17 protein-coding genes, 2 tRNA genes, 1 pseudogene, 1 riboswitch and 1 other annotated feature are annotated in these 26,284 nt (G+C 71.1%); of the genes and pseudogenes, 6 read left to right on the top strand and 14 right to left on the bottom strand.

Features of this window, described 5'->3' with window-relative positions:
• Positions 1 to 18: 18 nt before the first annotated feature.
• The gene (locus A8W25_RS17085; protein ID WP_267890387.1) at positions 19 to 324 is read right to left on the bottom strand and encodes a MarR family winged helix-turn-helix transcriptional regulator; all 306 of its coding nucleotides are present in this window, start codon (positions 322 to 324) and stop codon (positions 19 to 21) included.
• Positions 322 to 609, bottom strand: a sequence feature (16S ribosomal RNA rRNA prediction is too short). It overlaps the preceding gene by 3 nt.
• A 724-nt stretch (positions 610 to 1,333) precedes the next feature.
• Positions 1,334 to 1,915, bottom strand: coding sequence for a MarR family transcriptional regulator (locus A8W25_RS17080; RefSeq protein WP_324616224.1), 582 nt, complete (start codon positions 1,913 to 1,915; stop codon positions 1,334 to 1,336).
• Positions 1,916 to 2,067: 152 nt separating this feature from the next.
• Between A8W25_RS17080 and A8W25_RS17075 the strand changes: the two genes are divergently transcribed.
• Positions 2,068 to 3,348, top strand: a complete 1,281-nt coding sequence (locus A8W25_RS17075; RefSeq protein ID WP_199831794.1) for an MFS transporter — start codon at positions 2,068 to 2,070, stop codon at positions 3,346 to 3,348.
• Here the strand turns inward: A8W25_RS17075 and A8W25_RS17070 are convergent.
• Together A8W25_RS17070 and A8W25_RS17065 are read right to left on the bottom strand one after the other, a co-directional pair.
• A complete protein-coding gene (locus tag A8W25_RS17070; protein ID WP_067162395.1) occupies positions 3,345 to 4,997 on the bottom strand; it encodes an ATP-binding SpoIIE family protein phosphatase in 1,653 nt (550 codons plus the stop codon). The two genes, A8W25_RS17075 and A8W25_RS17070, sit on opposite strands and share 4 nt — an antisense overlap.
• A gap of 102 nt (positions 4,998 to 5,099) precedes the next feature.
• On the bottom strand, positions 5,100 to 6,530 hold the full coding sequence (locus tag A8W25_RS17065; RefSeq protein WP_067162393.1) for an NAD(P)/FAD-dependent oxidoreductase: 1,431 nt from the start codon (positions 6,528 to 6,530) through the stop codon (positions 5,100 to 5,102).
• Between the two features lie 326 nt (positions 6,531 to 6,856).
• Here A8W25_RS17065 and A8W25_RS17060 point away from each other — a divergent pair, with 326 nt between their 5' ends.
• Positions 6,857 to 7,711 carry a TetR/AcrR family transcriptional regulator gene (locus tag A8W25_RS17060; protein WP_067162391.1) on the top strand — a complete coding sequence of 285 codons (855 nt, stop codon included), beginning with the start codon at positions 6,857 to 6,859 and terminating at the stop codon, positions 7,709 to 7,711.
• Positions 7,712 to 7,938: 227 nt separating this feature from the next.
• Here A8W25_RS17060 and A8W25_RS17055 read toward each other — a convergent pair whose 3' ends face one another.
• From A8W25_RS17055 to A8W25_RS34020, 4 genes are all read right to left on the bottom strand, one after another.
• On the bottom strand, positions 7,939 to 8,883 hold the full coding sequence (locus A8W25_RS17055) for an aldo/keto reductase (RefSeq protein WP_067162389.1): 945 nt from the start codon (positions 8,881 to 8,883) through the stop codon (positions 7,939 to 7,941).
• A gap of 84 nt (positions 8,884 to 8,967) precedes the next feature.
• Positions 8,968 to 10,047, bottom strand: a complete 1,080-nt coding sequence (locus A8W25_RS17050; protein ID WP_067162387.1) for a M23 family metallopeptidase — start codon at positions 10,045 to 10,047, stop codon at positions 8,968 to 8,970.
• A gap of 11 nt (positions 10,048 to 10,058) precedes the next feature.
• A riboswitch (cyclic di-AMP (ydaO/yuaA leader) is annotated at positions 10,059 to 10,207 on the bottom strand.
• Between the two features lie 155 nt (positions 10,208 to 10,362).
• The gene (locus tag A8W25_RS17045) at positions 10,363 to 11,511 is read right to left on the bottom strand and encodes a PP2C family protein-serine/threonine phosphatase (protein ID WP_067162386.1); all 1,149 of its coding nucleotides are present in this window, start codon (positions 11,509 to 11,511) and stop codon (positions 10,363 to 10,365) included.
• A gap of 140 nt (positions 11,512 to 11,651) precedes the next feature.
• Positions 11,652 to 11,945 (bottom strand): hypothetical protein, encoded by a 294-nt coding sequence (locus A8W25_RS34020; RefSeq protein WP_067162384.1) that lies wholly within the window; start codon positions 11,943 to 11,945, stop codon positions 11,652 to 11,654.
• A gap of 115 nt (positions 11,946 to 12,060) precedes the next feature.
• Here A8W25_RS34020 and A8W25_RS17035 point away from each other — a divergent pair, with 115 nt between their 5' ends.
• The gene (locus A8W25_RS17035; RefSeq protein ID WP_067162382.1) at positions 12,061 to 12,804 is read left to right on the top strand and encodes a GNAT family N-acetyltransferase; all 744 of its coding nucleotides are present in this window, start codon (positions 12,061 to 12,063) and stop codon (positions 12,802 to 12,804) included.
• Positions 12,805 to 12,928: 124 nt separating this feature from the next.
• Here A8W25_RS17035 and A8W25_RS17030 read toward each other — a convergent pair.
• The 4 genes from A8W25_RS17030 to A8W25_RS17015 all read right to left on the bottom strand — a co-directional run bounded on the left by A8W25_RS17030 (position 12,929) and on the right by A8W25_RS17015 (position 19,361).
• Positions 12,929 to 13,002 (bottom strand) — tRNA-Met (locus A8W25_RS17030).
• 65 nt (positions 13,003 to 13,067) lie between these two features.
• Positions 13,068 to 14,135, bottom strand: a complete 1,068-nt coding sequence (locus A8W25_RS17025; RefSeq protein WP_067162379.1) for a PhlD — start codon at positions 14,133 to 14,135, stop codon at positions 13,068 to 13,070.
• 144 nt (positions 14,136 to 14,279) lie between these two features.
• Positions 14,280 to 16,757 carry a hypothetical protein gene (locus A8W25_RS17020; RefSeq protein WP_158942581.1) on the bottom strand — a complete coding sequence of 826 codons (2,478 nt, stop codon included), beginning with the start codon at positions 16,755 to 16,757 and terminating at the stop codon, positions 14,280 to 14,282.
• Between the two features lie 243 nt (positions 16,758 to 17,000).
• Complete coding sequence (locus tag A8W25_RS17015; protein WP_067162375.1) at positions 17,001 to 19,361, bottom strand: DEAD/DEAH box helicase; 2,361 nt, start codon at positions 19,359 to 19,361, stop codon at positions 17,001 to 17,003.
• A gap of 404 nt (positions 19,362 to 19,765) precedes the next feature.
• Between A8W25_RS17015 and hrpA the strand changes: the two genes are divergently transcribed.
• The 3 genes and pseudogenes from hrpA to A8W25_RS35580 all read left to right on the top strand — a co-directional run.
• Positions 19,766 to 23,689, top strand: coding sequence for an ATP-dependent RNA helicase HrpA (gene hrpA, locus A8W25_RS17010; protein WP_079126265.1), 3,924 nt, complete (start codon positions 19,766 to 19,768; stop codon positions 23,687 to 23,689).
• 104 nt (positions 23,690 to 23,793) lie between these two features.
• Positions 23,794 to 23,868: transfer RNA gene (locus A8W25_RS17005), tRNA-Asp, on the top strand.
• A gap of 26 nt (positions 23,869 to 23,894) precedes the next feature.
• Positions 23,895 to 24,089, top strand: a pseudogene (locus A8W25_RS35580) (DUF6274 family protein); the annotation flags it as partial.
• Between the two features lie 452 nt (positions 24,090 to 24,541).
• Here the strand turns inward: A8W25_RS35580 and bldC are convergent.
• On the bottom strand, positions 24,542 to 24,748 hold the full coding sequence (bldC, locus tag A8W25_RS17000) for a developmental transcriptional regulator BldC (protein WP_003949541.1): 207 nt from the start codon (positions 24,746 to 24,748) through the stop codon (positions 24,542 to 24,544).
• Between the two features lie 542 nt (positions 24,749 to 25,290).
• A complete protein-coding gene (locus A8W25_RS16995; protein ID WP_067162373.1) occupies positions 25,291 to 26,133 on the bottom strand; it encodes a hypothetical protein in 843 nt (280 codons plus the stop codon).
• Between the last annotated feature and the right edge of the window lie 151 nt (positions 26,134 to 26,284).

Here is a 26,284-nt window from a genome sequence, read left to right as displayed (position 1 = left end):
AACCCATTTCATGGGCCGTCAGTCCAGGTCAGTGAGCCGTCCGCCCGCGTCCGGCTGGGCGTGCTCCACCCGTCGCAGCAGGCGGATCAGCATCTCGCCGAGGGCCCCGCGCTCGTCCGGAGTGAGGTCCTGGAGCAGGTCCTCCTCGAAGTCGGTGGCCATCTGCATGGCCTCCAGCCACTTCGTACGCCCCTCGTCCGTCAGCTCGACGATGACCCGCACCCGGTTGCTCTCGTCCCGGTCGCGCGTGACCAGGCCCTCGCCCGCCATGCGGTCGATGCGGTGGGTCATGGCGGCGGGGGTGAGTCCGAGGCGCTTGGCCAGCTCGCCGGGGCCGAGCCGGTCTCAGTCCCAGTGTGGCCGGTCGCCCTCTCAGGCCGGCTACCCGTCGTCGCCTTGGTAGGCCATTACCCCACCAACAAGCTGATAGGCCGCGGGCTCATCCTTCACCGCCGGAGCTTTCAACCCCCGCCCATGCAGGCAGGAGTATTATCCGGTATTAGACCCCGTTTCCAGGGCTTGTCCCAGAGTGAAGGGCAGATTGCCCACGTGTTACTCACCCGTTCGCCACTAATCCCCACCGAAGTGGTTCATCGTTCGACTTGCATGTGTTAAGCACGCCGCCAGCGTTCGTCCTGAGCCAGGATCAAACTCTCCATGAATGTTTACCGGTAATCCGGTGCACACACACGAAAGAGCGGAACGAACCAGTCGGAATAAGACCAGTCGTCCTCAGCGTCCTCGCTGTGTTGTTGCCACCCGCAAGCGGATGGACTTTTCAAAGGAACCTCCAACCCGCCATCACTGGCAGGCCGGGGTTGTCAATCTGGCGTTGACTTTTGGCACGCTGTTGAGTTCTCAAGGTACGGACGCTTCCTTTGTTCCCGTTTCCGGGCCCTCCGGGCGCTTCCTTCGTTTCCGACTCTATCAGACTCTTTCGTGTCCGATTCCCAGTCGGGCGGGATTCGCTTTCCGGCCTTTCGGCTTTCCGGCGGTTCCGACTCTATCAGATCCTTTCGGGCCTGCTTTCCGGTCTCCCGGATCAAGTCGGTTTGTCTTCCCGGCTGTTGGGCCGTTCCGACGAGTGAGACTTTAGCGGAATCCTGGCCCCCGATGCCAATCGGGGTTGCGCCCTGTCGAACGCGGATTCCTCATTTCGCAAAAGCGCACGAAAAACGAAACGACGGTGATCGCCGTTCGGATCAAGTGGTTGGTGCGGAATGGCTGTCCGGGGACCGACCGGAGTCGGCGCTCACGTCGGACAACTCGGAGAACACTACGTACGGGCCAAGTGCGTGTCAACCCCGGTCCGTGGGCCGTCTGGCTGGTTCTTTCAGCCGAGGGAGGGGTGGCAGGACGGCCGATCTGGGACGGAGGGTTCCGCGCCTAGTTTGGGCCACATGAGGAGTCTTGTCCGGGTCGCCGGAGTTGTCGGGGTCACCGCCGTCCTGAGCGCCGTAGGTGCGGTCGGGGCTGTGGGCGCGTACGCAGTCGACGGCGACGTCGTACGCCCCTCGTCCGTCAGCTCGACGATGACCCGCACCCGGTTGCTCTCGTCCCGGTCGCGCGTGACCAGGCCCTCGCCCGCCATGCGGTCGATGCGGTGGGTCATGGCGGCGGGGGTGAGTCCGAGGCGCTTGGCCAGCTCGCCGGGGCCGAGCCGGTACGGCTTGCCCGCGAGGACGAGGGTCTTCAGGACCTCCCACTCGGCGTTGCTGATGCCGAGCGCGGCGACCTGGCGGCCGTACGCCACGTTCATCCGTCGGTTCAGCCGCCCCAGCGCCGAGACGACCTTCTCGACCTGGGGGTCGAGGTCGCGGAACTCGCGCTGGTACGCCGCGATCTGTTCGTCGAGGGTCGGCTCCTCGGGGCCGGTGGAACCGGTGGGCCCGCCGGGCTCGGTGGTCTCAGCCATGCCGCGAGTATCGCACGGGGGGCGTTGGCGTCTAAGTCCTTGAGTGTGTATTGTTGAGGTTCTAACTTTAGTATTGAAGTCTTCGGTCCTGAGACCTTCAGGTTCGAGGACTTCCACTTCGAGACCTCAAGGTGGTGAGTGTGACCAAGGTGATGGGCGCGGCGATGCGCCGAATCCAGGCGGGGAACGCGCTGAGCGCGTTCGGACTCGGGTTCACCGTTCCGTATCTGTACATCTACGTGGCGACGGTGCGAGGGCTCGGCTCCTTCTGGGCCGGGATCGTCCTCGGCGTCTTCGCCCTGGCCGCGCTGGTCGCGCTGCTCTTCACCGGCCGGGTCATCGACCGGCGCGGTCCCCTGCCCGTCCTGGTCGGCGCCGCCGTGACGGCCGCCGTGGGCGCGCTCTGCCTGGGGCTCGCGAACAACCTGGTGGCCGTCCTCGGGTCGGCCGCCCTGCTCGGCGCGGGCACCGCGGTCATGCAGCCCGCACTCGCCACCATGATCGTGTGGTCGTCGTCGCCGACCTCCCGTACGCGTGCCTTCGCCACGCAGTTCTTCCTGCAGAACCTCGGGCTCGGTATCGGCGGGCTCTTCGGCGGCCAGATCGTCGACGAGAGCCGTCCGGCGTCCTTCGTCCTGCTCTTCGCCATCGAAGCCGCGATGTTCCTGGTCCTCGCCGCGATCGCGCTGTCCGTGAAGCTGCCGCGCAACGCGGCCATCGCGGACGCCCGCCCCAAGGGCGGCAAGAGCGGCAGCGGCTTCCGGGCCGTCCTCGGACACCGCGCCATGCTCCAGCTCTGCGTCCTCGGCTTCGTGCTGTTCTTCGCCTGCTACGGCCAGTTCGAGTCGGGTCTCGCGGCGTACGGCACCGAGGCCGCGGGGATCGAGCCGTCGGCCCTGGGCATGGCCCTGGCCGCCAACACCGCCGTCATCGTGGTCGCCCAGTTCCTGGTACTGCGCTTCGTCGAGCGCCGCCGCCGCAGCCGCGTCATCGCGTCGGTGGGGCTCATCTGGACCGTGGCCTGGCTCTTCGCCGGGTACGCGGGGCTCGGCCACGGCAGCCAGACCATGGCGACCGCCGCGTTCATCTCCACGTACGCGCTCTTCGGGCTCGGTGAGGCGATGCTGTCGCCGACCGTGGCGCCGCTGGTCGCGGACCTGGCGCCGGAGGCGATGGTCGGTCAGTACAACTCGGCGTTCGCGCTGGTCAAGCAGATGGCGCTGGCGCTCGGCCCGTTCGTGGGCGGGCCCATGGGGGCCACGCTGCACGGCCCGTACATCGTGACGTTCATTCTGTTCTCGCTCGGCATCACCGCCCTCGCGCTGCGGCTGGGCCGGGGACTCACCCTCGCGCAGGACCACCCGGCGCACGCGGCGGCCGCGTCCCGCGTGGTCGCGGTCCACAAGGCCGAGCAGGAGCAGGTGGCGGCCTAGCCCGGCAGGGCGAACTCGCACCACACCGCTTTGCCGCCGCCCGGCGTGCGGCGCGAACCCCAGGACGAGGCGATCGTGGCGACGATCGAGATGCCTCGTCCTGACTCGTCCCCGGGCTCGGCCCGGCGGCGGCGCGGCAGGTGGTCGTCGCCGTCCGTCACCTCGATGATCAGCCGGCGGTCGGTGCGGCGCAGCCGCAGCCGCATCGGCGGGGTGCCGTGCTGGAGCGAGTTCGCCACCAGTTCGCTCGCCGCCAGGACTCCCAGGTCGCGCAGCTCGACCGGGAAGCGCCAGGAGGCCAGGACCCCGGACGCGAAGGCACGCGCGCGTGGCGCGGCTTCCACGCCGCCGAGCAGGTCGAGCGCCGCGTTGTGGAACAGCTCGGCGTCGGGACCGGTGCGGGCCGGGTGCTGGAGGACCAGGACCGCCACGTCGTCGTCGTGCTCGGCGGTCACCCCGAGCGAGCGGATCAGCCGGTCGCAGACGACCTGCGGGGTGCCGACCGCGCCGGACAGCGCGCGCTCCAGGGCGGCGACGCCCTCGTCGATGTCCTCTCCCCTGCGCTCGACCAGACCGTCCGTATAGAGGACAGCGGTCGCGCCGGGCGGCAGCGCGATGGTGCCGGAGGTGTGCAGCCAGCCTCCGGTGCCCAGCGGGGGCCCGGTCGGGTCCGCCGCGCGGTGCACGCTGCCGTCGGCGTGGCGTACGAGGAGGGGCAGGTGGCCCGCCGAGGCGTAGTCGAGCCGGCCCTCATTGGGGTCGTGGACCGCGTAGACGCAGGTGGCGATCTGGCTGGCGTCGATCTCGGCGGCCAGACCGTCGAGCAGCTGGAGCACCTCGTGCGGGGGCAGGTCCAGGCGTGCGTACGCCCGCACGGCCGTGCGCAGCTGACCCATCACGGCGGCCGCGCGGACCCCGCGCCCCATCACGTCCCCGATCACCAGCGCCGTGCGCCCGGCGCCCAGGGTGATCACGTCGTACCAGTCGCCGCCGACCGCCGCGTCCGTGCCGCCCGGCTGGTACGTGGCGGCGACCCGCAGGTCGTCGGGCTGCTCCAGCTCCTGCGGGAGGAGCGAGCGCTGGAGGGTCACGGCGGTCTCGCGGTGCCGCCGCTCACTGGCGCGCAGCCGCTCGGCGGCCTCGGCGTGGTCGGTGACGTCGGCGGCGAAGACGAGCACCCCGCCGCCCGCCTCCCCGCGCGCGGGGATCTCGACCGGGGTGCAGGTGACCGTGTACGACCCGCCGCCCTGGGCCTTGCGGGACTTGACCGTACGCGGCTTGCCGCTGCGCAGCACCTGGTCCATCAGGGGCAGCAGACCGAGCTCGTCCAGCTCGGGCAGGGCCTTGGCGGCGGGGGCGCCCACGGGGCGGGGGCCGAACGTCGTCGCGTAGGCGTCGTTCACGTACGCCACACGGTGCTCCGGGCCGTACACCAGGGCGGCGAGGGCCGGGAGCTGGCCGAGGAGCTGACGCACCGACAGCTCCTCCAGGGCGGGCGCCGCCGGGCCGTCCGTCCCGTCGTCGTCCGGCCAGGTGTCGGGCCCCGGCCCGGACTCACCGCGTGCGGCGGGCACGGAGCCCCGGTCGGTCCGTGCGGCGGCGCGGCGCTGCGTACCGGGGAGCCGGGCGCTCCAACGCGTGAAGTTCACGGATCTCTTGGCCTCGTGTGTCGCTGGCTGCTGGGTCACTCTGTGCAGGTGTGGGCCCACCTATGGTCACACGTCCAGTGTGACGGACCGCACTGACAACCGTCAGTTCTCCTTGCCGCCGGGCCCCTTGGGGCCGGGTTCGGGACCCCGCCCGGCCGGGCGGCCGCCCGCCGCGAGCTCGAATTCGGCGCGGGGGTGCTCCAGCGATCCGAGCGAGACGATCTCCCGTTTGAACAGGCCCGCGAGCGTCCACTCGGCGAGCACGCGCGCCTTGCGGTTGAAGGTGGGGACGCGGCTCAGATGGTAGGCGCGGTGCATGAACCAGGCCGGGTAGCCCTTGAGCTTGCGGCCGTAGACATGGGCGACGCCCTTGTGGAGGCCGAGGGAGGCGACCGATCCCACGTACTTGTGCGCGTACTCGCGCAGGGGCCGTCCGTCGACGGACGCGGCGATGTTCTCGGCGAGTGCCTTGGCCTGGCGCACCGCGTGCTGGGCGTTGGGCGCGCACTCCTTGTCCTTCTCGTCGGCCGTGACGTCCGGTACGGCGGCGGCGTCCCCGGCCGCCCAGGCGTGCTCGACGCCCTCCACCTGGAGCTTGGCGGTGCACTTGAGGCGGCCGCGTTCGTTGAGCGGCAGATCGGTGGCGGCGAGGACGGGCGCGGGCTTGACCCCGGCGGTCCACACGACCGTACGGGTGGGGAAGCGGGCGCCGTCGCTGAGCACCGCGACCCGGTTCTCGCAGGAGTCGAGGCGCGTCTGGAGGCGTACGTCGATGTTGCGGCCGCGCAGCTCCCGGATGGCGTACTTGCCCATCTCCTCGCCGACCTCGGGCAGGATGCGGTCGCTGGCCTCCACGAGGATCCACTTCAGGTCCTCGGGCTTGATGTTGTGGTAGTACCGCGCGGTGTAGCGGGCCATGTCCTCCAGCTCGGCGAGCGCCTCCACGCCCGCGTAGCCGCCGCCGACGAAGACGAAGGTGAGGGCCGCGTCGCGGACGGCGGGGTCGCGGGTGGAGGAGGCGATGTCCATCTGCTCGATGACGTGGTTGCGCAGGCCGATGGCCTCTTCGACGGTCTTGAAGCCGATGGCGTAGTCGGCCAGGCCCGGGACCGGGAGCGTGCGGGAGACCGATCCGGGGGCGAGGACCAGCTCGTCGTAGCCGATCTCGACCGGGCCGGTGCCCTCCTCCTCGGTGGCGAGGGTGGTCACCGTCGCGGTCCGCGCGGCGTGGTCGATGCGCCGGGCCTCGCCGATGACGATGTGGCAGCGGTCCAGGACGCGGCGCAGCGGTACGACGACGTGACGGGGCGAGATGGATCCGGCCGCCGCCTCCGGCAGGAACGGCTGGTACGTCATGTACGGGTCCGGGGTGATGACGGTGATCCCCACCCGGCCGTCGCGCAACTGCGCCTTGAGCTCGCGCTGCAGACGCAGCGCCGTGTACATCCCCACGTAGCCGCCGCCGACGACGAGAATGCGCGTGCCGGGCGGTGGTTCGGGGCTCGACCCCCGATTGATCGCAGCCTTCACCATCCCATGAGGCATCGGAGACCGGTGTTTGTCCACAGGCCCGGCAAATTGTGTGACTGACGGATGTGGCCGGAACAAGTGCCGGGATTTCTCGCCAGTCGGGGAGAATGCGCAGGTCAGGGCGGGGAGATAGGGGCAACGAGGGGGTCCGAATCGGGAAGGTTCCGGTCCTTGCTCCGATCGGGGGGCACACCGTGCGGAACAACCCCCTTCTGAATTGACTCCGGCTCAACTATGTTCGTACCTCGTCGGGGTGTCGGGTCCGGCCACCCGACTGTCAGCAGGGCGGGGAGTCTCCGGGGGGAGACGTCATTACCGGGGGAACGGTTATGCATATTCAGGACTCTCATTGGCAGTCCGCCGTCGTCGCGTCGGCGGACGGCAATGGACGTGTGGGTGCGGTCGGCGGTGGTGGGAGCGCTTCCGCCTCCCGTTCCGCACCGCTGCGGGTGGACGCCCAGCGCAATCTGGAGCACGTGCTGCGTGCCGCGCGCGAGGTCTTCGGCGAGCTGGGCTACGGCGCGCCGATGGAGGACGTGGCGCGCCGCGCCCGCGTCGGCGTGGGCACGGTGTACCGGCGCTTCCCGAGCAAGGACGTGCTGGTGCGGCGGATAGCCGAGGAGGAGACCGCGCGTCTCACCGATCAGGCGCGGACCGCGCTCGGTCAGGAGGAGGAGCCGTGGTCGGCGCTCTCCCGGTTCCTGCGGACGTCGGTGGCGTCCGGGGCCGGGCGGTTGCTGCCGCCGCAGGTGCTGCGGGTCGGTGTGGACGTGGACGCCGAGGAGTCGACGGTGGTCGGCGGGGCCGCGACGGGCCCGGTGCTGGAGTCGGTGGAGTCGCTGGACGCGGCCGCCGCCTCCGCCCACGAGGTCCGGGTGCCGCAGCAGCGGCAGGCCGGGCTGCCCGGGGCGCCGCTCGTGCCCGACCTGCGGGTCGTCGAGCCGCGCACGGCACCGGCGGACGAGCTGGACGACGCGGGAGCGGCCGAGCTGCTCGCGGTGGTCGGACAGCTGGTGGACCGGGCCCGGGAGGCGGGTGAGCTGCGCGGCGATGTGACCGTTGCCGATGTGCTGCTCGTGATAGCGACGGCGGCGCCGTCGCTGCCGGATCCGCATCAGCAGGCCGCGGCTTCGGCCCGGCTGCTCGACATCCTGCTGGAGGGGCTGCGCTCTCGGCCGGTCTGATGTGCGGGCCCGCCCCGCGCCGGGGCGGGCTCCACTAACGGGTGGTTGGGGAGCGGGGGGCTCCTAGGGCATCTGGATCCCGCCGCAGCCGCATCCGTACGGCCCGCAGGCCCCCTACGGAAACCAGACCCCGTACGGGAACCAGGCCCCCTACGGACAGGGCCAGGCCTCCCCGTACAACCCGTATCTGCGCTGAGGCCGCCGGGCCCCCCGCGGCTTGAGACGGGTTACGCCGACGCGGTCTTCAGCTCGCTCAGCTCCGCGTCCGTGAGCTCCAGGTCCGCGACCGCGAGGAGCGCGGGCAGCTGCTCGACCGTACGGGCCGAGGCGATCGGGGCGACCACGGTCGGCTGGGCGGCGAGCCAGGCGAGCGCGATGCTCGCGGGCTCCGCCTCGTGCGCCGCCGCGATGCGGTCGAGCGCGGCCAGCACCTTCGTGCCCCGGTCGGTCCCCAGGTGCTTGGCGGCGCTCCCGGCCCGCGCGCTCCGGACGTCCTGGCCCGGGCGGTACTTGCCGGTGAGGAACCCGGAGGCGAGCGAGAAGTACGGGACGGCGGCCAGGCCGGAGCGGGCGGCGGTGTGCTGGAGGCCGCCCTCGTAGGTGTCGCGCGAGACCAGGTTGTAGTGCGGCTGGAGGGCGACGTACTTGGCCAGGCCCTCGCGGTCGGAGAAGTCCAGCGAGTCCTGGAGGCGCCCGGGGGAGATGTTGGAGGCGGCCACCGCGCGCACCTTGCCCTCCTGCACCAGCTGGTCGAGGGCGGTGACGATCTCCTCGACGGGCACGGACTCGTCGTCGAAGTGCGTGTAGTACAGATCGATGTAGTCGGTGCCCAGCCGGCGCAGCGACGCCTCGACCCCGGCCTTGATGGTGGGAGCGGCGAGCCCCTTGAGCTCGGCGTGCCCGCCGACCTTGGTGGCGACGACGACGTCCTCGCGGTTGCCGCGCGCCGCCAGCCACCTGCCGATGATCTTCTCGGACTCGCCGCCCTCGTTGCCTGGGGCCCACGCCGAGTAGACGTCGGCGGTGTCCACGAAGTTGCCGCCCGCCTCGGTGTACGCGTCGAGCACCGCGAAGGACGCGGCCTCGTCGGCGGTCCAGCCGAAGACGTTGCCGCCGAGGGCGAGCGGGAAGACGGACAGGTCGGAGGAGCCTAGGGGGCGCAGAGAGGTCATGGGGGGTGAACGGGCGGACGGGGCACGGCTATTCCTCGCGCCCCGTCCCCACCTGGGGGCCCTACGAGTTCTCCACGGCTTTCCCTACGGGTTCAGGCCCTTCGACTGCAGCCACCCCATCGGGTCGATGCCCGTGCCGCCCGGGGTGTGCACCTCCAGGTGCAGATGCGGGCCCGTCACGTTGCCGGTGGCGCCGACGCGGCCGATCGTCTCGCCCGTCGTCACCTTCTGCCCGGCGCTGACCGCGATCGAGGACTGGTGGCAGTACCAGAGCTCCGAGCCGTCCTCCAGCTCGATGACCGTGCGGTAGCCGTACGAGCCGGACCAGCCCGCCGACTTGACCGTGCCGCCGTGGATCGCCTTGAGCGGGGTGCCGGTGGGGGCCGCGAAGTCGAGGCCGGTGTGGTGGCCGGAGGACCACATCGAGCCGGCCTCGCCGAACGTCGAGGTGATCGTGTACGAGGAGACCGGGAGCGAGAAGCTCTTGGCGAGCTCGGCGAGGCGCTCCTCCTCCGCCTTCTTGGCGGCGGCCTCCTCGGCGGCCTTCTTCTCCGCGGCCGCCTTCTGCGCGGCGGCGCTCTGCGCGGCCTTCGCCTCGGCCGCCGCCTTCGTCGCCGCGGCCTTCTCGGCGACCGCCTTGGCCTCGGCCTCGGCGCCGTTCTGCTGCTGCTCGGCCTGCTGGAGGATACGGGCGCGCAGGGCCTCGCCGGCGCCGGTGGCGCCCTGTTCGGCCTCGGCCCGGGAGACGCCCGCCATGGTGAGGGGGGCGCTCGCGACGGCCTCGTCGGCCCGGGCGGCCGGGGAGGCGTCGGGCTTCTCGTCGCCCGCGATGTCGGAGATCAGCGTGCCCACACCCGGCAGGGACTTCACGTCGGGGAGGTTGTCCGCTACCGCGTCGGGCAGGGATATGGAGACCGGCGGTTTGCTCTGCGCGCTGGCCATGCCGCCCGCGCCGACCGCGGCTATGACGCCGACGCCGAGGACGGTGGAGCTGCGGGCGAGCCCGCCGCGCTGCTTGATGACGCGGTGCCGGCCGCGCACGGAGGGCAGGGACTCCTCCGTGGGGTTCCACTCCTCCCACACCTCGGTGTCGCTGGGCGCGGTCCCGTACAGGGAGACGGGGGGAGGCGGCTGGGTGCCGAGGGCAGGCTCGTTGGACGCCACGGGGGCGCACTCCTTTCCTTCCTTCTCGCCTACCGGGTTAGCTGACGGGTTCGGAGCAGGAAGGTCTCCTACGGGCACCTCTTCAAAGGCGCAAAGGTGCCCGATTCACCCCAAGTTGGTGGTTCCCCGGTTCCCTTTCGGGATTCGGCGCGTGCGCACGGTGCCGTCTCTGCGACGGCTGGGACGACCGCGCTGCGTTATCGAACGTTAATAGACAGGGGGACCGGATTCCAAGCTGTTCCCGGTGATCGTTGGGGACAACTGCTGACGGTGTGTCAATTGTTGTGCACAGGGACGCCGTTCGACCACGGACCGTCACGGGACCACCGGCATCGTCCGCCGCCGCTCCGGCTGCCGCTCCCCCGGCCGCCCCACCGCGAGCAGCGCCATGTCGTCGCTGGCGCCCCCGCCCGTATGCCTGCGCACATCGTCGACCAGCGCGTCCAGGACCTGCTCCGGCCCCGGGAAGAGCCGGCCGCGCAGCCGCTCGTGCGGGTCGTAGAAGACCCCCGGCGGCCGCACCGAGCGCGCCTCTGAGAGGCCGTCGGTGTAGAGGAGCAGCGTCGCCCCGGCCGGGAAGGGGTACGCGTCCGCCCGGTCCGGCCACACCCCCAGCTCCGCCATCCCCAGCGGCAGCGCGGGGTCGGACGGGGCGAGCGCGTCGAGCGCCCCGTCGGCGTGGAGCAGCAGCGGCTCGGGGTGGCCCCGGTTCACCAGCCGTACGGTCGCGGCGCCGCGCGGGATCTCGGCGAGCACGGCCGTGGTGAACCCCTCGAAGGCGTCCAGGCCGCTGCGCCGGGTGCCCTCCCGGGTCAGCGCGCGCTCAAGGCGTCCGGCCACGGCCTCCAGGCTCGTCTCCTGCTCGGCCGCCTCCCGGAACGCCCCGATGACCACGGCCACCGCCTCGACCGCCTCCAGCCCCTTGCCCCGGACGTCCCCGACGACCAGCCGCACCCCGTACGGCGTGTCCTGGACGGCGAAGAGGTCCCCGCCGATGAAGGCGTCGGCCTGGGCCGCCTCGTACCGCGCGGCCACCTGGAGGCCCCCGATGCGTTCGGCGGGCGTCGGCAGCACGGCGCGCTGCGCGGTCTCCGCGATGACCCGGGCCGAGGCGAGGCGCTCGCCGCTGCGGCGCAGCATGCGGTTGATGAACAGGGCCAGGGCGCCGACGGTGGTGACGGTGAACAGCTCACTGACCGCCTCGCCCGTGCTGGGGATGTCGTGCAGATACTCGGTGAGCAGCACCGCCCCGACCGCCGCGGCGCCCGTGACGGCGGTGCCGAGGGGGCCGGCGAAGGGGGCCGCGATCAGCGGCGCGGCCGCGAAGAGGGCGGCCGCGGTCAGATCGGGCGGCGTCGCCGCGTCGAGGGCGACCCCGAAGACGAGGAGCAGCGCGGGCAGGACGCGCACCAGGGCGAGGCGCCGGGAGACCTCCCGGCCGTCGCCGTCCGATCGCTGCCGCACCTGTGGCCTCCTGCCCGTCCGCAGGGCCGCCGACGTTCCGCGCCCCACCCAGGGTGCCGGGCGCCGCCGCCGCCCGCGAACGCGCCTCGGCCAACCGGGTGCGCACCGGGCCCGGGCGTCGCGGGGCGTGACGACCGGCCCTAGTGGCGGTCCGCGCCCGTCGCGATCAGCCGCGCCCGGCATCTGCGGGGCCCGGCCCGGCCCCGTACACAGGTCCCCCGGGCATGGCGCCGGGCCGCGGGGCCGCCGTGCACGGAGGGAACACCGCCCTTGGTGTACGAGGGCGCGGTCACCCAGGGCGGGGCGGGTGAGAGCGGCAGTGCCAGCGGCAGGGACAGACACATCAGGAGCGCGCACAGGGCGAGGAAGAGCGGCACCGCGGGCACCTTCCGCCGCGTCGCCGCTCCCAGCAGTCCCGCCAGACGCTCACGCATAGCACGGGCGAGACTACTGTACGTACACCCCTCGGTCGGCGAGGCACCGGGCGTCTCCTGCCGGCCCCTCTCGTGATTTGACGCCGTACCGAGGCCGACCGCAGGCTCGTGTCCCATGCACGAACTTCGCTCGACCGCCGCCCTGCCCTGTGACCCGGCCCTGCTGTGGGCCGCCCAGGGCCTGGCCGGGACCTCCCGCGCCTGGGCGAGCGAGGACGGGCGCGCCTTCGCCGTCGCCGCCCCTTGTCTCTCCCGCCACGACCGGCTGGCCGTCTCGGGCCCCGTCGAGTCGCTGGCCCCGCTGGTAGCCGAGGTGCTCGCCGAGACCGGCCCCGGCTACAGCCCGCTCGGCGACGAGGCGACCGTACGGGACCTGATCAAGGCGCTGCCGGCCCTGCGGCCGCTGGCCACCTTCGGCTGGATGAGCCGTACGCGTCCCCTGTCGCCCGCCGAGGCGGGCGCGGCGGACGAGGGCAAGGCGCGGTGGCTGGCGGACGAGGACGCGGAGGAGATAGGCGCGCTGCTCGCGGAGGCCTTCCCGGGCTCGTACGCGGTGCCGGGCGCGCCGGGCGTGGAGCATTGGGCGGGCACCCGGGACGACGCGGGCCGCCTCACCGCGGTCGCCGCGCTCGCCTGGCCCTCCCCCGAGGCCGGGCTGCTGGCGGGCGTCGCCGTGCGTCCGTCGGCGCGGGGGCGGGGCCTGGCCCGTACGGTCGTCACCAAGGTGCTCGCCGAGGCGCTGGCCGCGCACGGGACGGCGTGCCTGATGGTGGAGGACGCCAACCGCCCGGCGATAGGCCTGTACGAGAGCCTCGGCTTCACGTACCGCCCGTTCCTGGTGGCGGAGGTGGCGGCATAACCGGCTGACGGGCCGACGGGCTGACGGGCTCGGGACTTGTTCGGAACGCCCGGGGAAGACCCGGGAAAACCCGGGAAAGCCAAAGGCCCGGCACATTTTCATGTGCCGGGCCCAAGGACTTCAGTAGCGGGGACAGGATTTGAACCTGCGACCTCTGGGTTATGAGCCCAGCGAGCTACCGAGCTGCTCCACCCCGCGTCGGTAAACACAACTGTACGGCATGCGGGGAGGTGCTCCGTACCGGATTGCGCGGGACCCCCCGCTCACGCCGACCAGTGGCCCCGCGAGGCCGCCAGGACGAACCCCGGGCCGAAGCCGATGATCAGGCCCGACTGGCGGTCGCCGGGGGCCTGCGCGAAGGTACGGGCCAGCACGTCGAGGACGGCCGAGCCGCCCAGGTTCCCGTTGGCGGCCAGGCTCGCCCAGGCGTGCCGCAGATCGCCGTGGTCGCGGTCGCCGTCCAGGCCGAACCCGGCGGCCGCGTCCTCCAGGACCCGGGGCCCGCCCGGGTGGACGACCGCGAACTGGAGGGCCTTCCCGCTGCCGCCGAGCCATTTGCGTACCGCCGGGAGGCTGTCGTTGAGGGCGGCGGTGGCGGCGGCCGTGGAGTCGAAGTGCAGACCGGCCCCCGAGAGGCGGCCCCGGTAGCGGTCGAGGCTGTCGGGCAGGACGTACTCGAAGGTGTCCTCGATGACGAAGCTCGGCCCGCTCCAGGCCGGGGTGTCCGAGACGACGACCGCACCCGAGCCGTCCCCGAAGAGCACCTTGTAGATCATCGACTCACGGCTGGTGTCGGTGTGGTTGTACGTGGCCGTCGACAGGCACTCCGCGACGACGACCAGGACGTGGGAGCCCGGGTGCGCGGCGATGTCCTCGTGGGCCCGGACCAGGCCGTGCGCGCCGCCCGCGCAGCCGACGGTCGCCATGGGGATCCGGCGCACGTCCGGCCGCAGGCCCAGTTCCCGGACGAGGGCGACGTCGAGGGACGGCACGGTCCAGGAGGTGGTGTGGCTGGTGATGACGCAGTCGATGTCGTCGGGGGCGAGGCCGGCGTGGGCCAGGGCCTGTCGACCGGAGCGGACCGCGAGCCGCAGCGCGTCTTCGTACGCCGCCCTGTTCCGCTCCTCGATGGTGGCATTTCCGGCCACGGTCGGGGCGTCGAGGGGACGGGTGAAACGGCGGGTCCTGACGGTGGTCGCCCGGGCTATCCGCAGGTGCGCCTCCAGCCGCGGACGATCGGGGTGGGCACGTCGAATGTCCGCGCAGATCTCATCCGTTGCGATGACGTGGTCCGGCAGAACTACGGCGGGGAGGGCTATGTGAGCGGGCACGAGTGGGCTCCCTCGAATGGCCGACGGGCGAAAGCTCAACCTACTTGAGACGGCTGGAATTCGTTCCTGGGAATTCGAACAGGGATCAGCCGGAAGGAATCGTTCCGCGCATGGCCCCGCTCCTCGGCCGCGCCGGTCGTGCGCTCAGCTCGTGAGCGGCGCGCTCAGCACCGGATTGCGGCTCACGAGCGACGCCCCCGGGGTGTAGAGGAGCAGCATCACCCGGGCGCCGGGCGAGGTGACCGGCTCGGCCACACAGGTGGTGACCCAGCCGGGCCCGTACCGGCTGTGGCGGATGGGCCGCTCCGAGCCGTCCGGGTACGGGATCGGGGTGGCCCCGGACTCCCGGTAGAGCGGCCCGGCGACGGGGTCGGCCTGGATCTCGGCCTCCAGACGGCGCAGCTCCACGTGGTTGGGCCGCATCTCCACCCCGTGCCGCAGCTGCGGCAGCACCATCGGCGCCCAGCGGTCCTCCCAGTCGGTGAGCACGTCCTCGCGCGCCTCGGGGTCGAGGGTCATCCACCGCATGGTGTTGGCCGGGACCTCACCGCCCTTGCCGTCCCAGTCCAGGCGCACCTGGCCGCGCGCCTGCTGGCCGGTGGCCGTCAGGACCGTGTTGCGGGTCGCCAGGTCCACCAGCGCCAGATCCCAGGAGACCAGCGGCTTCGAGGCCCACCAACGGACCGTCCGCGCCGCGGACTTGGCGTCGACGGTCGCCGGGAAGTCCTCGTCCAGCACGCGTACGGGAGCGCTCTGGACTCCGGACGGCGCCACCCGCGTGTCGCCCCGCTCGTCCACGTACGCCACCGCGCCGCCGAAGCGGTCCACGGTCCAGCCCCGGCCGGGCTCGGCCACGGCGGGCCTGCCCGCCTTGTGCGTGCCGGTGCCGCCGCTCAGGTCCGTGACGTTCAGCTCGCCGTCCTTCTGCCAGGCGACATAACCGTCGCCGAGCAGGGCGCCCTGGTGCGCGGGCAGCTCGGTGTTCTTCTCGGCCACCGTGTCGTACACCCCGGACTTGTCCCGGTCGCACTCCCAGTAGACGTTGCCGCCCTGCGCCTGGAGCGAGGTCATCAGACAGGGGGCGGACATCCCCTTGCCGGTGGCCCTGCCCGTACGGACGTCGATGGCCTGGGCGACGCCCGGTTCGCCGCCGGTCCACAGGGTGCTGCCCGAGAGGGCGAAGGTGCGGGTGTTGATGCCCGTGTAGACGACCGAGCCCGTGTCGAGGTCGGTGACCCGGAGCTGCTCGCCCTGCCGGTGGGTGGCCGCGTAACGGCCCGACACCCGCAGCTCGTCCGCCTTGACGGCCAGCGTGCGCGCGGGCGGCTTGGCGCCCTCGTCGAGGACCTTCACCGTGCCGTCGGCGAGCCGGTACACCAGGCGACCGTCGCCGGTGGCCCGGATCTCCGGGGTCTCACCGGTCGCGTCCGCGCCCCGGTCGGTGCGCGGACCGGCCGTCAGCGGGCCGGTGACCGACAGGTCGACGCCGCGCAGCCGTGTGCTCGGGCCGTCCTCGCCCGGCACCCGGTCCACCGTGTTCAGACGGCCCTGCGCCAGGGTGAGCGCCGTGGGCACCGACGCGAGGGCGGGCGATTCGCGGACCTTGGTGACGTCCAGCGAGGAGCCCACCGCGTACACACCCTGGTGGCCGTCGACCACCGCGCCGATCAGCATCGTCCCGTCGGTCTTGAAGCGGGCCATCGCGGTCGCCTTCTCCAGGACGACCCGCTCGGGGCCGCCCTTCAGCGGCACGGCGACCACGCGGTAGTCGAGCGAGGAGTACCGCTCCTGGCCGCCGGTGGAGACGCGGCGCGCCACCAGGACGTTGTCGCCGACCGCGCCGAGCAGCTGGGAGCTCTCGTACCCGGGGATCGTCAGCTGGTCCGTGGAGGCCCAGAAGTCCGAGGTCTTCCAGACCGTGGCCTTGCCGTCCTTGGTCCACTGGACCGCACGGTCGCCGCCGACCTCGATCTTGCCGTTGTCGAACTGCTCCGCCGTGAGGTGGGTGGGGCGGGCGAGGCCGTCGCGGCCGAGCCAGCAGATCACGGTCATGCCGGACAGGTCCTTCTGGACGAAGATGCCGTCCTTGTTGCCCTGGTAGAGCGAGTGGATCTCACCGCCGCCCCCGCCGACCGCCTTCTCCTGGACCTTGCCGTCCTCCCAGTACAGGAGGGACATGCCGAGCGTGCCGTCGGTGACCACGACATCGCCGAAGGTCCCCGCGAACCGCTGGCCCTTGGGCAGCGCCACGGTCCGCTCCGAGCCGTCCTTCATGTTCCGCTGGACGACCGAGACGTCGTCCTTGCCGGTGAGGACGAGGGTGTCCGTGCCGGTGCCCCATGCGGTGGTCCTGCCCTGCGGCATGACGACCGGCGCGGTGGAGCCGTCCGCGTACGAGGTCCAGTTGAACCCGGACTGGGTCCAGCCGGACAGATAGCCGCTCTCACCCGCGCCGTTGATCACGGTCGCGTTGTAGTCGGGCGTGCGCTCAGCGGGGATGGTGAGTTCCGCGGGCGCATCCGCCGCGAAGGCCGGGGCCGCCGTCAGCGGGGCGATGGCGGCCGCGATGCCGAGCGCCGTGACGGTGGCGATCGCGCTGCGCACGAGTGTGTGACGTCTCAAGTTGATACTCCCGAAGCCGTTCAGGCATGGGAGGGCGCGCGGCGCGCGGCGCCGCAGCAGTGCACAGAAAAGCCCCCCCGGCTCTCTGGAACCCCCCACACGAGTGGTTTGAGATTAACAGGAGCCAGGTGTGCCCCGAGGTGCATATAAAGGGGGAAACGGAAGGGCCCGTACCGCACCCATCGGGTGCCGTACGGGCCCTTCTGTTGAAGCGTCAGCTCTCTTCGAGCGTCAGCTCACGCGTCAGCCGTTGCGCTTCCAGCGCGGCTTGTCGTCGCGGCGGCCGAAGGAGCCGGTGTTGGTGCCGGTGCTGCTGCCCCGGTGGTCGTCACGGCGGCCGTACGGGCGGTCGCCGCTGCCGCCGGAGCGGAAGCCGCCCGCGGGACGGTCGTTGCGGTCACGGTTGAACGGGCGGTCGCCGCCACCGGAGCGGAAGCCGCCGGAGGGACGCTCGTTGCGGTCGCGGTTGAAGCCGCCACCACGGTTGTCGTCACGACGCTCGAAGCCACGGTCGTTGCGGTCGCGGTTGAAGCCACCCGAGGGACGGTCGTCGCGACGGAAGCCGCCACCACGGTTGTCGTCACGACGCTCGTCACGGCGGAAACCACCACCGCGGTTGTCGTCACGACGCTCGAAGCCACGGTCGTTGCGGTCGCGGTTGAAACCGCCGGAGGGACGCTCGTTGCGGTCGCGGTTGAAGCCGCCACCACGGTTGTCGTCACGACGCTCGAAGCCACGGTCGTTGCGGTCGCGGTTGAAGCCACCCGAGGGACGGTCGTCGCGACGGAAGCCGCCACCACGGTTGTCGTCACGACGCTCGTCACGGCGGAAACCACCACCGCGGTTGTCGTCACGACGCTCGAAGCCACGGTCGTTGCGGTCGCGGTTGAAGCCACCCGAGGGACGGTCGTCGCGACGGAAGCCGCCACCACGGTTGTCGTCACGACGCTCGTCACGGCGGAAGCCACCACGGTCGCCGCCACGGTCCCCGCGGTCGTCACGACGGGCGTAGTTGCCCCGGTCGTCACGGCGCTCGTACGCCGGACGCTCCTGCGCGACCGGCTCGGCGGCGACCACGGCGGCAGCGACCTCGGCCTCGGCGGCCTCGGCCACCTCGGCGACAGCGGCCTCCGGGTCCTCGCCGCGCTCACGGGCGGAGCGGGCGACCAGGCGGTCGGCCTCCTCGCGGAGCTCGCCGGCACGGCGCGTCAGGCGCTCCAGCTGCTTGGTGAGCTCGGCGACCTCGCGCTCGGCCTGCTTGGCGGCGTTGTTCGCGGAGTCGGCCTGGACCTCGGTCAGCGAACGGGCGCCGGTGATCTCGGCGACCTCGGGGTCGAAGGCGCCGGCGCTCTGGATGATGTGGCGCGAGGCGTCGACGCCCGCGTCCTCCATCAGCCGGAAGATCTGACGGCGCTGGTGCGGCAGGGACAGCGACACGACGACGCCGGACTTGCCGGCGCGGGCGGTACGGCCCGAGCGGTGCAGGTAGTCCTTGTGGTCGCCGGCCGGGTCCACGTTGAGGACCAGGTCGATGCCGTCGACGTGGATGCCGCGCGCGGCGACGTCGGTGGCGACGAGCGCGTTGACGTAGCCCTTCTTGAAGTCCTCGAGGACTCGGGTACGCGCGCCCTGGGTCATACCGCCGTGCAGCGCGTCGGCCTTCACGCCCGACTCGCACAGCTGCTCGGCGATGCGGTCCGCGCCCAGCTGGGTGCGGACGAAGATGATCGTGCGGCCCTCGCGGGCGGCGATCGCGGCCGTGACCGGCGCCTTGTCCTTCGGCTTCACGACGAGGACGTGGTGGGTCATGGTCGAGACGTTGCCCTGCGCGCTGTCGACCTCGTGCGTGACCGGGTTGCTCAGGTAGCGCTTGACCAGCGTGCTGATCTCGTTCTCCATGGTGGCGGAGAAGAGCATGCGCTGACCGCCGCCGGGGATCTGGTCGAGCAGCTCGGTGACCTCGGGCAGGAAGCCCAGGTCGGACATCTGGTCGGCCTCGTCGAGGACGGCGACCTGGACGTTCGCGAGCGAGCAGGCGCCACGGTTGATGAGGTCGCGCAGTCGGCCCGGGGTGGCGACGAGGACGTCGACGCCGCGCTCCAGGGCGTAGATCTGGTTGCTCATCGAGGTGCCGCCGCAGACGACCTTCATCTTCAGGCCGAGCACGTCGCCGTACGGCTGGAGGGCGTCCGCGACCTGCATCGCGAGCTCACGCGTCGGCGTGAGGATGATCGCGCGGGGCTTCTTCTTCTCGGTGTGGCCGCCGGCGAGCTGCGCCAGGGTCGGCAGACCGAAGGAGAGGGTCTTGCCGGAGCCGGTACGGCCACGGCCGAGGATGTCCTTGCCGGCCAGGGCGTCCGGGATGGTCGCGGCCTGGATCGGGAAGGGGGTGGTCACACCGTTCTGGGCGAGCTTGCGCACGACGCCCTCGGGCAGACCGAGGTCCCCGAAGGTGACGGTCGGCTCGGCGGCCTCGTCGACCTGGGCCTCAGCGGCCTCAGCGGCCTCGGTGATCTCGGTGGGCTCTACGGTCTCGACAGCCTCGGCGACGACGATCTCGTCGTTCTCGGGCATGACGGTGTTATCAGTACTGGAAATGGACATGCGAAATGCGAAACCTTCCGGAGTCTCGGCACGCGCCCGTCAACTCCGTGATTCGCAATTCGACCGCCTCTATGCGGTCAGCCACGGCTAGGGAGAGTACGCGCCACACGGCGCTCTTCTGTGTCGGCGCCGGGCAATGGGATCAAACGATCTACCACCATACGCACTCCCCCCACAGGAGCGCAAACCGTTCCTGTGCGATCCACCTCACACCAGCCCTGGCATACCCCGACTAAACCGGCCCCACCTGCGGAGATGCCGCCGGCTCGGTCCCGTTAGCCGAGCCCTCGCCAAGATCGCGAAGGGCCGTGGTGCGGGTGTCGGCGGCCGGCGAGGCCGACGGCGAGTCGCTCGGCTTCGGGGTCACCGGCGGGTCCGGCGGCGGCTGGCTCGTCGGGGGCCGTCTGGACGGCGCCCGCCGCATCAAGAAGCCCGACGCCCGGCAGGCCGTGCTCGACGAGATCGCCGCCGAGGCCGCGAAGTCCGCCGAGCGCGTCGCCCGGCGGGCCTCCCGCATGCCCGAGGTCACGTACCCGGAGCAGCTCCCGGTCAGCCAGAAGAAGGACGCGATCCTGGAGGCGATACGGGACCACCAGGTCGTGATCGTCGCGGGTGAGACCGGCTCCGGCAAGACCACCCAGATCCCCAAGATCTGTATGGAGCTGGGCCGGGGCGTGCGCGGCATGATCGGGCACACCCAGCCCCGCCGGATCGCGGCCCGCACCGTCGCCGACCGCATCGCGGACGAGCTGAAGACCCCGCTCGGCGAGGCGGTCGGCTGGAAGGTCCGGTTCACCGACCAGGTCGACCAGGACGCGACCTTCGTCAAGCTGATGACGGACGGCATCCTGCTCGCGGAGATCCAGACGGACCGCGAGCTGCGCGCCTACGACACGATCATCATCGACGAGGCCCACGAGCGGTCCCTCAACATCGACTTCCTGCTGGGCTATCTGGCCCAGCTGCTGCCCAGGCGCCCCGACCTCAAGGTCGTCATCACCTCGGCGACCATCGACCCCGAGCGCTTCTCGCGGCACTTCGGAGAGGCGCCGATCGTCGAGGTCAGCGGGCGTACGTATCCCGTCGAGGTGCGCTACCGCCCGCTCCTGGAGGAAGACTCCGAGGACGCCGACCGGGACCAGATCACCGCGATCTGCGACGCCGTCGACGAGCTCCAGTCCGAGGGCCCCGGCGACATCCTGGTCTTCCTCTCCGGCGAGCGCGAGATCCGCGACACGGCGGACGCGCTCAACAAGAAGAACCTCCGGTTCACCGAGGTGCTGCCGCTGTACGCGCGCCTGAGCCACGCCGAGCAGCACCGCGTCTTCCAGCAGCACACCGGCCGCAGGATCGTTCTCGCGACCAACGTCGCCGAGACCTCCCTGACCGTGCCGGGCATCAAGTACGTGATCGACCCGGGCACCGCCCGTATCTCCCGCTACAGCCACCGCACCAAGGTGCAGCGCCTGCCCATCGAGGCGGTCTCGCAGGCCAGCGCCAACCAGCGCAAGGGCCGCTGCGGCCGTACCAGCGACGGCGTCTGCATCCGGCTCTACTCCGAGGACGACTTCCTCGCCCGGCCCGAGTTCACCGACGCGGAGATCCTCCGTACCAACCTGGCCTCCGTCATCCTCCAGATGACCGCGGCCGGGCTCGGCGACATCGAGAAGTTCCCCTTCATCGACCCGCCGGACCACCGCAACATCCGCGACGGCGTCCAGCTCCTCCAGGAGCTCGGCGACATCGAGAAGTTCCCCTTCATCGACCCGCCGGACCACCGCAACATCCGCGACGGCGTCCAGCTCCTCCAGGAGCTGCACGCGCTGGACCCGGCGGAGAAGGACCCCCGCAAGCGGCTCACCCCGATGGGCCGCAAGCTGGCGCAGTTGCCGGTCGACCCGCGGCTCGCCCGGATGGTCCTGGAGGCCGACAAGAACGGCTGTGTCCGCGAGGTCATGGTCATCGCGGCCGCGCTCTCCATCCAGGACCCGCGCGAGCGCCCCTCCGACAAGCAGCAGCAGGCCGACCAGCAGCACGCCCGCTTCAAGGACGAGACCAGCGACTTCCTCGCCTTCCTCAACCTGTGGCGCTATGTGCGCGAGCAGCAGAAGGAGCGCGGCTCCTCCAGCTTCCGCCGGATGTGCAAGCAGGAGTACCTCAACTTCCTGCGCATCCGCGAGTGGCAGGACATCTACTCCCAGCTGCGCACGGTCGCCAAGACCATGGGCATCCACCTCAACGAGGACGACGCCCCCGAGCAGCACGTCCATGTGTCGCTGCTCGCCGGTCTGCTCTCGCACATCGGGCTCAAGGACACCGACAAGAACGAGTACCTGGGCGCCCGCAGCGCCAAGTTCGCGATCTTCCCCGGCTCGGCCCTGTTCAAGAAGCAGCCCAAGGTCCTGATGTCGGCCGAGCTCGTGGAGACCTCCCGGCTGTGGGCGCGGGTCAACGCGAAGATCGAGCCCGAGTGGATCGAGCCGCTGGCCCAGCACCTGGTCAAGCACACCTACAGCGAGCCGCACTGGGAGAAGGACCAGGCGGCGGTGATGGCGTACGAGAGGGTCACGCTGTACGGCGTGCCGATCGTCGCCAACCGCAAGGTGAACTACGGCCGCATCGACCCGGAGGCCTCGCGCGAGCTGTTCATCCGCAACGCGCTGGTCGAGGGCGACTGGCGCACCCACCACAAGTTCTTCGCCGACAACCGCAAGCTCCTGACCGAGGTCGAGGAGCTGGAGCACCGGGCGCGGCGCCGCGACATCCTGGTCGACGACGAGACCCTCTTCGACTTCTACGACCAGCGGGTGCCCGACCACGTCGTCTCCGGCGCCCACTTCGACTCCTGGTGGAAGCACAAGCGCCATGACGAGCCGGAGTTCCTGGACTTCGAGCGGGAGATGCTCATCCGGGAGTCGGCGCTCGCCGTCACCAAGGACGACTATCCGGACAACTGGCGCCAGGGCCGGCTGAAGTTCAAGGTCACCTACCAGTTCGAGCCGGGCGCGGACGCGGACGGCGTCACCGTCCACATCCCGCTCCAGGTCCTCAACCAGGTCACCGACGAGGGCTTCGACTGGCAGATCCCGGGCCTGCGCGAGGAGGTGGTGACGGAGCTGATCCGTTCCCTCCCCAAGCCGATCCGCCGCCACTACGTGCCCGCGCCGAACTTCGCCACGAAGTTCCTGGAGCGCGCGGTGCCCCTCCAGGAGCCGCTGCCGATGACGCTGGCGCGCGAGCTCCAGCGGATGGTGGGGGTCCCGGTGACGGCCGAGGACTTCGACCTGACGCGCGTCCCGGACCATCTGAAGATCACGTACCGGATCGTCGACGAGCGGCGCCGCAAGCTGGCCGAGGACAAGGACCTGGAGGCGCTCAAGCTCCAGCTGCGCCCCAAGGCCCGTCAGGCGCTCTCCCAGGCCGCCGCGGCGGCCGCCCCCTCGGGCGGTGTCTCCATCGAGCGCACGGGCCTCACGGACTGGACGATCGGCACCCTGACGAAGGTCTTCGAGACCAAGCGCGCGGGACAGCCAGTGAAGGCCTTCCCGGCGCTGGTCGACTCCGGCGAGACCGTCTCCGTACGGCTCTTCGACACCGAGGCCGAGCAGCAGCAGGCGATGTGGCGCGGCACCCGGAAGCTGATCCTCCTGAACATCCCGGTGAACCCGGCGAAGTTCGCCTCGGACAAGCTGACCAACCAGCACAAGCTCGCCCTGTCCCGCAATCCGCACGGCTCGGTCCAGGCGCTCTTCGACGACTGCGCCATGGCCGCCGCCGACAAGCTGATCGCGGACCACGGGGGCCCGGCCTGGGACGAGGAGTCGTTCCGCAAGCTGTTCGACAAGGTGCGCGCCGACCTCGTCGACGCGACCGTGCGGACGGTGGGGCAGGTCCAGCAGATCCTGGCCGCCTGGCAGGCCTGTGAGCGCCGTCTCAAGGGCACGAACAGCCTGGTCCTGATCAACAACCTCCAGGACGTACGGGAGCAGCTGGCGGCCCTGATGCCGGCCGGCTTCGTGACCGCGACGGGGCTGCGCCGGCTGCCGGACCTGATGCGCTATCTGGTGGCGGTGGACCGGCGCCTCCAGCAGATGCCGACGTCCGTGCAGCGCGACACCACGCGCATGGAGAAGGTCCACGAGATGCAGGACGAGTACGCGTGGCTCCTTGAGCAGATGCCGCAGGGACGGCCCGTACCGCGCGAAGTCCTGGACATCCGCTGGATGATCGAGGAGCTGCGGGTGAGCTACTTCGCGCACGCGCTGGGCACCGCGTTCCCCGTCTCGGACAAGCGGATCGTGAAGGCGATCGACGCGGCGGCGCCGTGACGGGTCCGTGACGCCCTCATCGCCCTGAGTGAGTTCGACCTGACCAGCTGACCTGCTGTACAGTCTCTTTCGCAGCCAAGGAGCAAGCACAGGCTGCGAAACCTGGTCCTGTGGAGCAGTTTGGAGTGCTCGCCACCCTGTCAAGGTGGAGGCCGCGGGTTCAAATCCCGTCAGGACCGCAGTGAACAAGTGGGCCCGGATCCGTATGGATCCGGGCCCACTTGGCGTTTCCGGCCGTCTTGACGCGGTCAACTGCCACCGGTACCCAAGGAGAAGGCAGCGGGCCCCACCCGGGAGGTGGCGCATGACGGCGTCGTCCGCGAGGCACGAGACACGGGCGCTGCTGCGCGCCCATCTGTCGGCCGCGAGTGGCTACCGGCACGTCACCCATCGCTGTCCCGTCTGCTCGCGCCTCCAGAGGCTCGCCATGGAGCTCTCCGAGCCGGATCCCTTCCTGGTGCTGCCCCAGACGCCCGAGGCGCCCGAGGCCCCGCCCGAGCGGGTTGGCCGAGCCCCCGACAGTGGCAGGCTCTGTTCAGAGGACGGTCGCGGCGGTGTGACGGGAGTCACCGAACAAGTTTTGGGAACCGGGGAACTTACGCCGTACCTACAACCCCCCAATTTAATATGTGCAATTGCACCACCCCTCCAGGCCTCCGGAGGAGACTCCGCGAAGTACCCCCAGACGGCCCGGATGGGCCCGGACCGGGGCATAAAAAAGACCGCGCTGGACCCGGCGGAGTCCAGCGCGGCCGATGACGGTGAGCCCGTTGGGGCGGGCCTGGCGTCAGTGGAGCTATGGGGTGGGCGACCGGGGTGGGGGCCCCGGAATGCCCGTTATTGGGGTGTTGTTCAGGCCTCGCTACGCTGCTGCGGAATACCCGCAAGCAGCGCACGGACCTCTGCTTCGCGGTACCGGCGGTGCCCACCCAGCGTGCGGATGGACGTGAGCTTGCCCGCCTTCGCCCAGCGGGTGACCGTCTTCGGGTCCACGCGGAACATCGTGGCAACCTCAGCCGGGGTCAGCAGCGGCTCGGCATCAGGGGTGCGAGCGGTCATGAGCGGCCTCCTCGGGAGAACCGAACCTTCTCGGTTCTTTCCTCTAAATTCTGCACCTTGACCCGCGTTGCCCGAAATGGCGGACGCGAGCCGAGTCGGTTATAGGACGAACGGCTTGTCCTCGGCACTACAACTACACCATCTGTCCAGCCACGTCGGCCAAACCGATGGAATTGCCCTCCCAGGTGTTCATCAGCGACGGAAGCCGATGGACCATGCCATAGCGGACAGTCACGCCACAGTGACGATCAGTCACAGAGCGATCAGGAGTCATCAGACCCCCCATAGCAGGCAATACCAAGCAATCCGCCCTTAGTTGGACGGAAGGAGCCCTCACCGGACTCCTTGTCCTATTTTGGCACGAGGGTGGGGGATCGACGCAAGGGCCCAGTAAGTGCGGTCCGTCACGCTTGGGGCAAAGGCCCGGATCAGGACCTACGTCCCGAGCACACGGCCGCAAAGGTCACTCAGCCGTACGAAGAGGCTCACCCGAACGGGTCAGCGCCCGGCTCGTTCCGACGCTCCCTCAGCCCGACGGCCCCTCAGTTCGCGAGCCGGCGCTCCCTGACGGTCCGCCAGCGCTCCGTGAAGCGCTCGTACGCCCTTGCCGCCCCGGCGCCGTCCCCGGCCCGCAGCGCGGCGATCCCCTCGGCCACGTCGGCCGCCGAGCGGTCCTCCTCCAGGCTCGCCCTCGGCAGGGCGTGCACCAGACCGCCGTAGTCCAGCTCGACCAGGGAGCGCGGATGGAACTCCTCCAGCCAGCGCCCCACCTCGACCAGCCCCTCGGTCAGGGGCCCCTCGTCGATGTGGTCGCGCAGGGTCCTGAGCGCCCGCGCGAGGCGGCGGCGGGCCTGGACCATCGGGGTGCGGTAGCGCAGCACGGGCGCCGTGCCGTCCTCCGCCCGGACATACTCCCTCTCTTCGTCCGAAAAGACTGTGAACCAGCTCACAGGGACATGCCAGACCGCCGTGAGGATCCAGGGCCGGGCGTCCGGGTTCCGCTCCCGCCACCGCTCGTAGTCCGCCGCCGCCTGCCGGCGGACCACCGGCGGCAGCAGGGCGTCGAGGACCGGCGCCGGGAACTGGCCCGCCAGCTCCTCCAGGGCCTGCCAGCCGCGCAGCCGGGTCCGCCACGGGCAGACGCACACCACCCCGTCGACCTCGGCCACGAACGCGTCGGCGCTCTCGTGGACCGGCACCGCGACCGGCGGCGTGGGCAGCAGATCCGCCAGCGCGCGCCGGAGTTCGTCCTGGGCACCGGGGGTGCGCCCGCGCTCCGCGTAACGGGTCCAGTGGCCGCGCTCCGGTTCGGGGAAGGCCACCAGCGGCTCGTACACCCGCAGATAGGACGCGTACGGGACGATCACCGAGGACACCACCGCCATGCGTCGCATCGTCCCACGCGCACGCGGGGCGGGAGGGTGATCCTCGGCACTGCGCCTGATCTACGCACGCGTAGGACTTACTCTGCTCCCAGCGCGGCCCCGGGCGGGCCGCGACACGGCCCGCCCCACCCTCAGGCGGGCCGCAACCGCC

Origin of the sequence: Streptomyces sp. ERV7, from assembly GCF_001653515.1 — a bacterium.
Lineage (GTDB): Bacteria > Actinomycetota > Actinomycetes > Streptomycetales > Streptomycetaceae > Streptomyces.
This window is presented reverse-complemented; position numbering and strand designations above follow the sequence as displayed.